At 41.1% G+C, this 13458-nt stretch carries 8 protein-coding genes; all 8 read right to left on the minus strand.

Annotated features, from left to right (window positions below):
* Position 1: 1 nt before the first annotated feature.
* A complete protein-coding gene (locus ACKWBX_RS03355; RefSeq protein WP_413967229.1) occupies positions 2 to 1111 on the minus strand; it encodes a metallophosphoesterase in 1110 nt (369 codons plus the stop codon).
* A 514-nt stretch (positions 1112 to 1625) separates the two neighbouring features.
* Complete coding sequence (gene ctlX / locus ACKWBX_RS03360) at positions 1626 to 2582, minus strand: citrulline utilization hydrolase CtlX (protein ID WP_413967230.1); 957 nt, start codon at positions 2580 to 2582, stop codon at positions 1626 to 1628.
* Positions 2583 to 2591: 9 nt separating this feature from the next.
* Positions 2592 to 4079, minus strand: coding sequence for an aminotransferase class V-fold PLP-dependent enzyme (locus ACKWBX_RS03365; RefSeq protein WP_413967231.1), 1488 nt, complete (start codon positions 4077 to 4079; stop codon positions 2592 to 2594).
* A 306-nt stretch (positions 4080 to 4385) separates the two neighbouring features.
* Positions 4386 to 7190, minus strand: coding sequence for a M16 family metallopeptidase (locus ACKWBX_RS03370; protein WP_413967232.1), 2805 nt, complete (start codon positions 7188 to 7190; stop codon positions 4386 to 4388).
* A gap of 82 nt (positions 7191 to 7272) precedes the next feature.
* Positions 7273 to 8706 (minus strand): TlpA family protein disulfide reductase, encoded by a 1434-nt coding sequence (locus ACKWBX_RS03375; protein WP_413967233.1) that lies wholly within the window; start codon positions 8704 to 8706, stop codon positions 7273 to 7275.
* Between the two features lie 2 nt (positions 8707 to 8708).
* The gene (locus tag ACKWBX_RS03380) at positions 8709 to 10976 is read right to left on the minus strand and encodes a Gldg family protein (protein WP_413967234.1); all 2268 of its coding nucleotides are present in this window, start codon (positions 10974 to 10976) and stop codon (positions 8709 to 8711) included.
* Between the two features lies 1 nt (position 10977).
* Positions 10978 to 11922, minus strand: a complete 945-nt coding sequence (locus tag ACKWBX_RS03385; protein WP_413967235.1) for an ABC transporter ATP-binding protein — start codon at positions 11920 to 11922, stop codon at positions 10978 to 10980.
* Between the two features lie 144 nt (positions 11923 to 12066).
* The gene (locus ACKWBX_RS03390; protein WP_413967236.1) at positions 12067 to 13458 is read right to left on the minus strand and encodes a RagB/SusD family nutrient uptake outer membrane protein; all 1392 of its coding nucleotides are present in this window, start codon (positions 13456 to 13458) and stop codon (positions 12067 to 12069) included.

Below are 13458 nucleotides of genomic sequence, written 5' to 3' on the forward strand. Positions count from 1 at the left end.
ATTACCGTAAAAGCATTTTTTTGCCTTTGTCATCAATGATATAAGTTACTCCATCTTTTATGAGCAATCCTTTTGTTTTTCCCGAGAATTTTTTAATGCCATGGGCAACATCTGTCCGGATGACCTTGCCCTCATAATCAGTTGATATTGTCCTGACCGGCGTATGGCCGATTATGATTTTATCGGCATCATAATATGTCAGAATTTTTTCCAATTCGGAAAATTCTATTTTAGAATAATTGGGTCGGGATAGCACTAAACCCCTATACCAAAATGGTCCTTTGGAGCTGTATAGAAAAGCTAACGTTGAATTATCATAATCCTCAGAATTATGGAATTGTTGGCGTACGGTATGGTTTATATCCTCCAAGCTCAATTTAAAATCCAATAATTCTGGACTTAGGCCAGCATGGACAAACAGATACTCTCCAATTTTTTCAATTACATTTTTAGTCGCTAACCACTCCCCAAGAACAGCACGATTTGAATATAGATACTTAAGCGCCTCACTTTTATCGGTCAATCCACTGATTTCTCGGGCAACATTGATGTATTTTTCTCGATTATAGCGATAATCCCCCTTAAAATTTAGGACTTCGTGGTTTCCCAGTATAAAATGTACCTGTCCGCCAGATGCCAATGCTTCTTGCTCAAGTTTATAAATTAACCATAACACTTGGGTTACATTCTTGCCTCTATCCACAAAATCACCTACCAGGATCAAATGCCCTTTACCGAATATCCAATCGTGATTTTCATCTATGACCTTATTGGAATATAAAAAACAGGCAAATGCATCATATTTACCTTCGATATCAGAAATAACCACTAATTTATTGGGCATTTCATATTCACTGGGAGGGATATGATAATTCTCTTTAAGCGATACATAAAATGTATTGGAATCCTCGTTATCGGCAATTACACCTATAGAATCGGATTCAAACCTAACATTTTTGAGCAATTGATTTTTGGAATTGACCCTATACAAGGTATCGTTGATAATGTAGGGACCGTCCCTCCCATTTAATCCTATTTTTTTGACGGTATTTTGTGCGTGCTCTGCCTCTTTTTTAGAACTGTTTTCTTGTTGGGCATTAATAGTGTTCATAAATAAAAACAAAAGGAAACTACACAACAGAAAATGGGTAGTCCTTCCAAGCATATATTTTGTTTTAATGACCAAGTAGTGTATAATAATTTCCTTTAAAATTAGTCAAATTAAAGTACTGTTCCTTTCTTGGTTGTAATAGATTGGTATTGGCTTTTAAATATTACATCTTGATCGTCTTTGACTTTTCCGTGAGTCCTTTAATTTCTACGTTCAATTCTACGTATATATGAATATTGCTCCACATAAACATAGACTTCTATATCTTATTGACATTCAAGTGAATATATGTCGCATTAGAGATTTATAAATTAATAATATTTATACGCATTTTCCGGAACATTGAATTTTGATGATTTTTTCATTTTCCCAAATGTTATGGAAATATTGATATTTTAAATAACGTCGACTCATAATAGTACATTTTTTCTTTAAGAAACAGATATACGTACCGTAAAACATAAAAAGCATTTGACACGGAGCCTATGGCCAATAAATTATATAGAGAAAGACTTTATTTCTTCTGTAAAAAAATCTCGGCCATCATACATCTCGCACTACCGCCCCCACAAGTTTCTATGGTGCCGAGCTCACTGTGTATGATGTCACAGTGTTTTTGGATGTTGATTATCTGACGTGGCGAAAGGCTTCTGGCAGCGGTACTGCTCATGACCAAATATTCGTAATCTAGGGTGTTTTTGACCTGTAGCATATTCCCCGCAAAATGACCGACCTGCTCTTCAGAAATGGGAATGATATGTTTACCAGTCTTTCGCAATTGGTCCACCACATGTTCCCTTTCCTCACGATCATCGATGGATTCCAGACAGATGATAGCAAAGGTGGTAGCAATACACATCATGACGTTGGTATGGTAAATGGGCATCCGTTTTTTGCCGACGGTTTGATTGGCCACGAACGAAACGGGCATATAGCCAAAATCATGGCAGAATTTCTCAAAAAGCTCGCGGTCGGCCCTATCGGACAGGGCACAATAGGCCCGTTTGTTTTCCCTGTCCAATACCATACTTCCGGTACCTTCCAAAAATTGACCCGTATTTTCGGCTTGGGAATAGTCCTTAATATCATCGATTTGAAAATCAGCGTCCTTTAGGGATTTCCAAATATCAAGTTTTCGTTCAACCCTTCGGTTTTCAGCATACATGGGATACAATGCGACCGTACCGTTCTCGTGAAAGGATACCCAATTATTGGGAAAAATGGAATCAGGCGTATTTTGTTCGCTTGTGTCCTCGACCACGATAACTTGAATGTTACGCTCCCTGAGAACGGAGACAAACCCGTCAAATTCCCTTTGAGCACTGGCGTTTATCTTATCTTTCCCAACATGTGTGTTTTTTTGGAAATAATTGTTTACCGCTGTCTCACTGTTCATATAAAACCGGTTCGGGCGAACCATCAACAGGGTATCGGTAACTTGCATTTTTTTACGTAAAATTGTATTTCTCATTATATAAATCTAGGAGACTGCTTCCATAATTGATTCATTGAACCAGTCCTTTACTGCTATCTTAATTTCTTTTTCAGGATTTTTATGCACATAGCCATGAGGCGTAAATCGATATTCTTTTTTCCAATCTTTAGCGTTTTCAGCCACTTGTTGCACGGCATCACAGACAAATTCTATTTCGGTATCGGTCATGGTAGGGTGAAAAGAAATACGCACCCAACCTGGCTTGTTGATGACACAACCATTTTCACTGTCCTTCATAATCTGCTGTGATTGTATCTCGTTTATATTCATCAGATAATGTCCATAGGTACCTGCACACGAGCAACCGCCCCGTGTTTGTATACCGAACTTGTCGTTCAGCAATTTCACCACAAGGTCGTAGTTCAATCCATCTAGATAAAAAGAGAAAATCGATAGCCGCTTTTTGTGTTGTGCCGCTAGGAGGTGTATGCCTTCTATTCTTTCTAACCTCTGGAATACCAAGGTGTTTATCTCTTCCTCGCGGGCCATTATGGCCTCTACGCCCATTTTTTCCTTTAATCGTATGGCCAAGGCAGTGCGTATGGTCTGTAGAAATCCAGGCGTACCGCCATCTTCTCGCTCCTCTATATTTTTTTTGTAGCGATGATTCCCCCAAGGGTCTGTGAATACCACGGTACCACCACCGGGATTATCGGGTACGTTCAATTTATAGAGACTCTTATTGAATATGAGAACACCACTACTGCCGGGACCTCCCAAGAACTTGTGCGGAGAGAATGTAATAGCATCCAGGTATTCCGTATCGTTAGGGTGCATATCTATATTGACATAGGGAGCGTTGCACGCAAAATCAACAAAGCAGAGCGCATTGTTCTGGTGCGCTAGACCTGCAATTTTATGATATGGAAGTGCTATGCCCGTAACATTGGAACAAGCGGTAATGGACACGATTTTTTCACGCCTGGGAAACTTCATCAACAGTTTTTCCAAAACCTTTAGGTCTATTAATCCTTCATTTGTATGGGGAATCAATTGTACCTTGGCCAAGGTTTCAAGCCAAGGGGTATGATTGGAATGGTGTTCCATATGGGAGAGGAACACCACAGGACGATTCTCTTCGGGTATATTCAAATGGGGTTTTAATTGTTCGGGAACACGAAGTCCCAAAATACGGAGCAACTTGTTCATGGCCCCGGTCATTCCGGTTCCACAACTTATTAAAACGTCATCATTGCTTGCATTTACATGGCTCTTTATAATCTGTCTGGCCTCTTGATAGGCTTTTGTCATGGTTGCACCGGTGAGTGATGTTTCCGTGTGGGTATTGGCTACCCAGGGAGCAACTTTATGAACCATTGTTTCCTCGATGGGCCAATATAAGCGACCGCTCGCTGTCCAATCGGCATAGATCATTCGTTCTTGCTTGCCATTGATCTCTAAAACCTGATCTTGTCCTATAATACCTTTTCGGAAAAATTCGAAATGTCTTTCCGTCCAGCTTTTTTTAGTCATGGTTATATATTTTTAATTTTTATAGCTGTTTTCAAGTTCTCCAATAACTAATTATGGTAGTAATTTCTAGGTGGAAGTATTACACACGTTGTGCGAGATGCCAAGTTTTTCCCACGGCACTTCTTTACGATGTAAAAAAACTGTGTATTTGTTCCACAATAAATTGTTGGGTTTCTGTTCTTGTTGAAACGAAGTTGTTTAAAAGGGGCCATTTAAATAATGGCCCCTACTGCATTCTCGGATTGCTAATTTTGACTAATTCGCAACTAAACTCGGGAATATACTTTCCTTAAGAATGCATTATTGTTACAACGGATTGCCATTTTTATCTAAAGAGCCTGACTTGACTACAATAAGCCGTTTCACATCAATATACTTTTTAATGGCATTATTTACTTGATCAAGCGTTATGGCCTGGATATCTTTTGAGAATTGGTCAATGTAGTTTGGGTCTTGCCCTCTTTCCACCAAGGCCAAAATGGTACCGGACAGCCCGCCTGTATTGGCCAAACCTACCTTAAAACCTCCCAAGAGGTTCGATTTGCTGTCCTCCAACTCTTGCTTGGTTATCCCTTTGGTCGCCCATTTGTCCAATTGTTCCATAGTGGCATCAAAACCTTGCTGGAACAGTTCAGGACTAAAGGAGGCGCCCACGGACCAATCCCCACCGGTATTCGTATGTCCCGAATGGCCAGAGCCTATGCTATAGGTAAGACCTGCCTCATCGCGCACGGTCTGCATTAAACGCCCTGAAAAACCGGCCCCGAAGGCATGGTTGCCAATATAAAAGGGAAGGAAATCGGCGTCCAATCGCTTTAGACCCGTATAAATACCTATGAACATCTCGGCATTGGGTTTTTCTGGAATGGTGATGACCTCTATTTTTGCCTTTGTTTTTTCGGGTTCTTGGTAATCTACCATGGTCTTGATACCCCCGTTCCATCCCTGAAAGGATTTGGCCAAGGCATTATGTAATATTTGTGCATCCACATCCCCAACAGCGACCAAATGCATGCCAGCAGGACCAAAATAGGTTTTGTGGAAGGCCTTTATCTGATTAAGAGTCGTTGATTTCACATCTTTCAATCGGGTTTCTATGTCATCTGCATAGTTGGGATGCCCTTTGGGATAAAGTGCTTGTGACAAGGCAATACTGCCCATCGTAGAGGGGTCAGTGACCGCATTTTCCAGTCCGCCAATGGTCTGTTCTTTTAAAAGGTCAAGCTCTTTTTTATCGAACAGGGGGTAGCGCAATTCTTCGGCCAATAGCGCGACCACTTTTGGTAGATCATCCGATAAACACTGAAAGGACATTGAAATGAAATGTGTACCTGCACTAATGAAAATATCCACACCCAACTGCTCCAATTTTTGGGAAAAGACGAATTTATCGTTTTTGGTAGTACCCTTTGACAGCATACTCGTAGTCAATGAAGGTATCAGATTGTTGCCCTTGGTATTCATATAAGCACTTATGGGAAAGCTCGCCGAAACGGTTACAAAACCTTTTGCGGCCGTTTTAGCGGAAATGACATCGATGCCCGCAACTTTTTTACGCAGGTATTTTTCTTTGGATGTTTTGGTGGCATGCTCACCGGGGTGAGTTGAACCCACACTTTTTTCTTTTGTAAAAGGAGGTATTTTTACAAACGCATTGTCGTATTTTGGATTTCTATAATATGCCTTGGTATCGCCAGTTTCCTGAAAATTGCTAGGCGCTCCGGTCTGACCGGACGCATCACCATCAAATGTTTCGGGAATAAAATAGCCCGTTGTACTTTGATCTTCTACCAAATAGGTGTTTGCTACTCTTTTAACGTCATCGGCGGTTACTTTTCCCAACCTTTCGTTTTCAGTGATGTAGATTGTCCAATCTCCTGAGGCAATAGCCTCTGTAAGCCCACCTGAAATAGCATCAGAGCCGTCACGGGACAATAAGGTCTGAGCTCTCTTTTTCGCTACTACCCGATTTATATCCTCTTGTTTTACGCCATTCTTCTTGATACTATCAAGGGTGCGTATTAGCTTTTTGTTAATGTCTTCATGGTCGGTTTCGGCATCAAAGCCTGCGCCTACGGTAAAAAGATTCACCTCTTTATAATTGGTTACGTCGGTATAGGCGTAGTAGGTGAGTCCCGTATCCATATATTCTTTTTGTAGTATCGATGAAGGACCTGAGCCCAAAATTTCTCCTAAAACGTTCAAGGCGGGAATATCGTCATGAAAAATACCGGGGATCTTATAGGCGATATTAATAATACCGCTTTCACCCGGTTTTTTGACCGTTACCCTTCTAGGGCCATATTGTTTTGGTTCTTCGGTATAGGGCTGCTCAATTGGTTTTGGAGCCTTGGTTATTTTACCGAAATGCTTGTCTACTAACTTGAAAAGATTCTCTTTCTCAAAATCACCAACAATGGTCAAGGTGGCATTATTGGGCCAATAGTATCGGTTATAAAAATCTTGGAATACGCTAATGGGCATATTCTCTATGTCGGATTTCCAGCCAATGGTAGAGTGATGGTACGGATGTGCCATATACGCCGTTGCCCACATTTCTTTAAGTAAAACGCTGCCCGAGTCGTTCTCACCACGTTCAAACTCGTTGCGAACGACCGTCATTTCAGCTTCCTTATCTTCTTTCAACAACAAAGAATTTCGCATTCTGTCAGCTTCAATATCCAAGGCCAGTTCAATCTTATCGCTGGGGATGGTCTCAAAATAATTGGTACGCTCATACCATGTAGTGGCGTTCATCTGTGCCCCGATTTTGTTGAGTTCGCTGTCAATGGAGGTGCCTTTGCGCTTATTATACCTTTCCGTACCCTTAAACATTAAATGTTCCAACAAATGCGCAGAACCGGTGCTTCCGGGTACCTCGTGTTTTGAACCCACGTGATATACTACCTGTACAGTGACCACGGGAGCGGAATTATCTTGTAGCAATAGTAATGACAGGCCGTTAGGGACGTAGGTATATTCTTCGATGCCCTCGAGCTCTTTTACTTTTTTGAATTTTGAAGTCGAACTTTGACCGTATGCCGATGGAAGCGTATATGCTAAGGCTACTAGTAAAAGTAAACAGGATTTTAGATTCTTTCTCTTTCTCATTGTGTTCAAATTTTGTTTCTAAACGGATAAAATATTAATAGTTATTCATTAACTCATCTTGATTTTTTATATCAAACAAGTACTAAAGACCCACTTCATCGAATAATAATCTTAATTCGGGATCTGAAGGTCTGGGTGCCGTGGCATCAACGATACGTCCGTCAGGACCTATCAGGATAAATCTAGGTATACCGTCCACTTTATAGTCAAGCAAAAATTGTGAATCCCAATTTTTGTCGGCAAGCAATTGAACTCCGCCCAATGCCTTCTTGGACACGATATTCTTCCAGCGATTATAGGCCTTATCGGTATCTATAGAAATACTTACAAATTCGATATTCTTATTTCTGTATGCTTCTTCTATTTTTTTTAGAAACGGAATTTCTGCAATACAGGGCATACACCAAGTCGCCCATAGATCTATGTAGACATATTTTCCCTTAAAATCATCAAGGGATGCGGTACCGCCCTTGACATTTTCATAATCGGTAAACTTAGGAGAAGGTTCTCCCTTGGCAATCGTCAAAAAGTTGTTATAGATTTCTGTGGCCTGCTCTTTGTCTGTCTCTTCAGTGGTCATGGCCATATAGGCATTATAGTATTCCGTGAGATTTTCTACTTGGTCAACATTCATTTGAAAATTATTGAAAATCACCCTATTTCGAATTTTCTCGTTCGGTATACCTTTCGCAATTTCAAGCTCGGCCAATTCGATTGCCATTCCTTCTCTTTCTGCCAGTTCTAGGGCCGCGTCATAATTTCGGGCATCCATAAAGTTGTTGTAGTTGAAAGAATATTCGTAGAGTTCAAAATCGTCGTATGCCACAGCAGCCATCTGATCAAGATACTTTCTAGGAAAGTTTATAAAAACCTTGGAAAATTCAGCGAAGGCATCGGTACCTAAATTATCCTTGACCATCTTATATCCGTACAGCGCGTCCAAAACATAGAATTCCAGGTCTTGGCGCTCCATTTTCTTCACGACTTCCGGTATTTCCGTATTTGTATTCAACAAGTTGGACAAAGAGTCTTCAACGGCTTTATATTCCGATACAAATTCTTCCAAATCAATGCGGTAACGCTCCTCTTTGTCGTATTGCCTATTGACCTTGTCCATCAGTTTTTCCTTGGTCAGAAAATAATTGTTGATGGTTACATCGGTAGGTAAACCTGACACCGACATGCTTTCAACAATGTTGGCAACATCGGCATTAATCTCAATTTCGGTTCCTGGCCTCAAATACAATTTCATGAAATAATCATCTACCCAAAAATCTACCACTTTGCCTTGTTCAATATCAAGGATAGTATCATTAAAGCTTCCGTTTTCGTTCAGGGAAAGTGGATAGTCTTTCCTATCCACGATGATACTTGCACGGTCTTCGATATTATCGAGCTTTCCTTTTATGACGATATAATCGGCCTTTTCCCTTACTGTTTGTTTTGTTTTTTGTTCGCAAGAGCTGATACCTGCTACTAAGCAAAAAATCGGTATGATATATTTGTGTGGTTGCATGCTCAGTTTTTTCTACGTTTCATCAATATTAAAATCCCCATGACTAAAACTATACCTGGAACAATGCCCATCAAAATAATCTTTGAAAATAGTTTCCCTTTACTATCAAGGGTGATAGAAAGGTCATTTACCGCGGGTCTATTGGTGTCAATCGGGTAATTATTATTTACCAGCCATCCGAACAACTCGGTGGCCATTATATTGTTTAGCAGACTTGGTACGTACTGCCTATTATATTCCATGTTGCTCAACCAGTCTGCATCACCGGAGAAAATAATGCGTTGTTGTTTTTTGCCGGAACTTTCTTTGGTCATCAAAAGCGCGGTTGCCGTGGCAATCGGCCTTTCGGGAATACTATCGCCCATGGTTTTCGTATTTGTAGCATCGGTAACAAAAATCGGGGAGGCCTTAAAGGCAGATTGCGAATCGGCTTCCAAGCCCATGACCGTAGGTTGCGAGATTTTGTTGATTCCGATTATTTCCGTTAATTCTTTCGAGAGCTCACCGACCTTTGGACTCAAATCGGTAAGCACGAACTCAGGTTCAAAATCGGGCAGGTCCTGTTGCAATTGCCCGTCGACAAAAGTCACGCCCAGGTGATCGGCTAATGGTAACAGAACTTCACGATGTTGCGGTTCGGCCAAAACCAGAGCATTACCGCCCTTTCCCAAATACATTTTAATTTTGAACAGTTCTTCCTCGGTAAAAGCTGTGGTGGGATCTGCAATAACCAGTACATCGGTTTCGCCGGGAATTTCATCTTGCGACAGGTCGACTTGACTGAAATTAAATCCGTTGTGAATCAACGCATACCGGTAATCCGCTTTCGTCATCGATTGGCCGTAACTACGATCGGATGCCGCGTTAGGGTTGCGTTCCCCATGGCCCTTGGTAAATACTACTTCGGACGGTTTTTCAAGGAGTAATTTCATGGCCGCCGATGTTTGTTGCTCGTCGGGATAGGATTTCATATCATTGAACATGCTCAGATAAGACACCTTATCCTTGTATGACAATTGGCGCACAAATCTATTCCCGTATTTTGATAGATCCACACGTTCCTTGATTTCTTCCGGAGTCAATACGGTCAAATCGCCCTCAACTCCATAACCATCTAAAGCCTTTAGGCTGAGTTCACCTAAATCACCTCCAGGATTATCCTCTATCAAATAACTTCCGCCCCCGACAATCGTATCGTAGAAATACACATATTCAAATTGCATTTGGGGGATGTATCGTTGGAAGTTTTCAAAACGTTTTTTGTCATTGTTCAACCCTTCAGGCATTGCAAAGGAAGCTAGGCCATCAAGAACATTGACATAGGAAGTTATTTTCAAATCGCCTTCGATCTGTTTCACGATTTCCTCACTATTTTTGGTCAGGGTATTGTATTGGGTTTTGGAAGTATCAATGTACCCTACCAAAGACGGTAGTGAACTTATGTAGGCCACTAAAGCCACTGCACCGAACAATAGTACATATTGCATAGCCTTGTACAATTTGGAGGTAACCTTCCGGCCAGAGGCGATCTTAAACGTTGCAAACGCCAGAAACATACAAATGATGATGATAAAGTACAATACATCCGCGGACGAAATCAGCCCTTCTACCATGACTCCGGCCCGGCCCGAGATCGAAAGCCAATAAGTGAGGTCTTCAATTATGGGAATGCCCTGACCTAAAGTGCCTACGAAACTGAGCACGCCCAAAAGAAATAGCGTACCAATGGCCGCAATAACCTGATAGGAGGTCAAACATGAAATAAACAGACCTATGGCCGCATATGTAGACGCCAATAGGAAAAATGCAATTATGGCCGAGGTTATCAGTCCATAGTCGGCATTTTCTATACTAAAGCCGGCCGCCACCAGATACAGTAAGAGGGCTATCACCATAATCAGAATGTAAGCAACAATGGCAAAATATTTTCCCAGCACCAATTCTACCGCCTTTACGGGCGAGGAGAGCACCAGTTTAATGGAACCGCTCGAAATTTCCTTGCTGATGAGCCCCATCGTAAGCAAGGGAATGTATAAAAAGGTATTTCTCAGCACGCCGTCAAAAAAACCTGTATTGGGATCGGAGAACACACCAAAGGTAAATCCTTTGGGCATCGGAAAATCGAACTTGAAGAAACTGATTACCGTATCGATAGAACTATGATACTCAAACGAGGACTGTACGATAAAAATAACAAGTACCAACCACGCAATAGGGGAATAGAACAAAGTGCTCAGTTCAAATCTGGCAATTCTTAAAATAGTTTTCATATTAGGCAACCTTTTCTTTTTTTTCTAAATCACTTGTAATCTTGGCAAAAACATCTTCCAACGAACTCCGTTCTACAGTAATCTCTCGGAGTCGCCAACTTTTCCGTACACTTGTTTCCACAATACGTTCCGCAATCTCTTGAGAGGTGTTGAAAGTAATGCGCACTTTTTCATTGGTAAGTGCCTCAGCAAGGCTTATGCCGTCGATGGCCTCCAATTCCGTTAAGGGCGGACAGTTTTTAAAGGTTAGGAGAATTGTGTTCGGTTCTATGTATTCATTGAATTGCTTTACCGAACCGGAAAAGACCAGATTGCCATGATCGATCATTTTAAGATCGGTACAGAGCGCCTGTACTTCTGACATTACATGAGAAGAAAATATCACGGCCCTGTTTTTGCCGATTCCTTCAATAATCTTCCGAACCTCGACAACCTGTATAGGATCCAGACCTACTGTAGGTTCATCCAAAATCACGATTTTTGGGTCGTGTATAATAGCCCCTGCAATACCGGTGCGCTGTTTATAGCCCCCGGACAAATTTTTGATCAACCTTTTGCTAAAATGGCCCAGGCCGCACTTTTCTTTTACAGTGGTCATTGCACCGGGAATATTCTTTGGGTTCATCTGTCGCAAATAGGCGCAGTGTTCCAAATATTCATCTATGGTATTATCAAGATATAAGGGTGCCTTTTGCGGTAGAAAACCAATTCTCTTTTTGGCTTCTACGGGATTTTCGCGAAGGTTTATACCATCAACGAGCACATTGCCCTCTGTCTGGTTCAACACACCGCACAGAATGTTCATAATGGTAGATTTGCCCGCACCGTTCGATCCGAGCAATCCTAAAATACCTTTGGTATCAATATCAAAATTGATATTTCTTACTGCCCAATCATTGGAGTATTTATGTGATAGGTTTTGAATACTTACAATTTTATCTTCCATAGGTATCTCCCGATATTTTAATTTATTTATTTGCCATTTTTTGTAGGCTTTTCCTTTTTTTACTATTTGTCAAGGCAGAGCAATCTCATTGCCTATCGATATTATATAGACATTCATAAAAAATTCTGATCTTGTTTTTTAGGTTTACTCTCTCGGGTTCTGAACAATCTGGCCGTTACTGCTATTGATGACATTCGTAGCAATAGGAGCTGCCCAATTAATACTGTTCGGGGCAAAGGTCACACCATCACGTACCAAAGAGATATTGGCATTTTCAATGGCATTTAAACGTTTGATATCAAAGAAACGTCTTCCCCATACGTTGAACTCGCGCCTTCTTTCATTAATGATCTGTTCTAAGGCGTTTTCTTGATTAGATACGGTCAAAAGATGCCCGCCTTCAGCGACAAAATCAGCGTCAAACCGATTAGCCCTCAATTCATTGACCACATCTATGGCCGCTGTAATATCTCCTGTTCTGGCCAAGCATTCCGCTTGGATCAAGAGAAGATTGGGCACGGTAACCCCAATTTGAAGTGGTGTAAAATTAGGCAGCTGAAGATTATCCGATATAAAATCCCTTTCAAGAAGAAGACTAACGCGCAGATCATTATCAACATCGCTAATGGCCAACAATTCTTCCGAATACGTGCCGAATACCACCGTATTGAATGTCGAGGAGTTGAAGAAAGATTCTACAACGGTCTCCTTTAAAAAAATACTTTCTTTGTTTTCTATGTTTTCCGGGAGTCCTGCCAGTAGTTCCGTATTATAATTTAAAAGGTCGCTTTTAAATGATAAAGCTATCTCGGCATTTAAGAGGGCGTTTTCATAATCGCCTGTATGTAACAAGACTTCTGCCAAAAGGCCATAGCCCGCAGCTTTGTTGGGCCTGGATGGTGTAGGGCTGTTCTGTGGAAGCAACGGTATGGCCGTGTTGATATCATTTAATATAAATTCGTACACCTCATTTACCGTATTACGGGGAACCTGCACTGTAATATCGCCAAAAACGGTAATCAATGGAACACCGGAGTTTGCATTATCTGCCTCTGGTAATCCAAAATGAGGCCCATAGATATTGACCAACTTGAAGTATGACAATGCGCGATGAATCAGTGCGTCACCGGTCAATTCATTCTTCTTTTGACTATTCTCCAATGGTTCCAATACTTGGAGGGCATAGTTGACCACACCGATCTGGTTATAATAGGTCTGCCAAACCAGGTCATTTTGGGACGAATTATAAAACAGCGTTTCCAGTTCATAAATCTGTGCAAAGGGTAGTCCTGATTGATCGGATTTCAGCACATCAACTTCATTAGAAGTTATCCGGATATTATCATTGATCAAAGCGGGTATGGAATTGGCACCCAATCCCAATGTATTCAAATCCGCACCATTGTTGAGCAACAAATCAACATCTTCCAGCGATTCGGCTAGAGCATTGGCCCTTGGGTCAATATCAACATAATTATCACATGCAAAAAGTCCCAAAAAAAGGGTAACCATAAATAAGGATATATATTTTTTCAT

It is taken from the genome of Maribacter algae (assembly GCF_047345745.1).
GTDB lineage: Bacteria > Bacteroidota > Bacteroidia > Flavobacteriales > Flavobacteriaceae > Maribacter.

Coding starts and splice junctions, on each gene's coding strand:
- ACKWBX_RS03385 (WP_413967235.1), bottom strand. CDS start 11,922: ATGGAAGATAAAATTGTAAGTATTCAAAACCTATCACATAAATACTCC.
- ACKWBX_RS03370 (WP_413967232.1), bottom strand. CDS start 7,190: ATGAGAAAGAGAAAGAATCTAAAATCCTGTTTACTTTTACTAGTAGCC.
- ACKWBX_RS03365 (WP_413967231.1), bottom strand. CDS start 4,079: ATGACTAAAAAAAGCTGGACGGAAAGACATTTCGAATTTTTCCGAAAA.
- ACKWBX_RS03380 (WP_413967234.1), bottom strand. CDS start 10,976: ATGAAAACTATTTTAAGAATTGCCAGATTTGAACTGAGCACTTTGTTC.
- ACKWBX_RS03375 (WP_413967233.1), bottom strand. CDS start 8,706: ATGCAACCACACAAATATATCATACCGATTTTTTGCTTAGTAGCAGGT.
- ACKWBX_RS03355 (WP_413967229.1), bottom strand. CDS start 1,111: ATGAACACTATTAATGCCCAACAAGAAAACAGTTCTAAAAAAGAGGCA.
- ctlX (WP_413967230.1), bottom strand. CDS start 2,582: ATGAGAAATACAATTTTACGTAAAAAAATGCAAGTTACCGATACCCTG.
- ACKWBX_RS03390 (WP_413967236.1), bottom strand. CDS start 13,458: ATGAAAAAATATATATCCTTATTTATGGTTACCCTTTTTTTGGGACTT.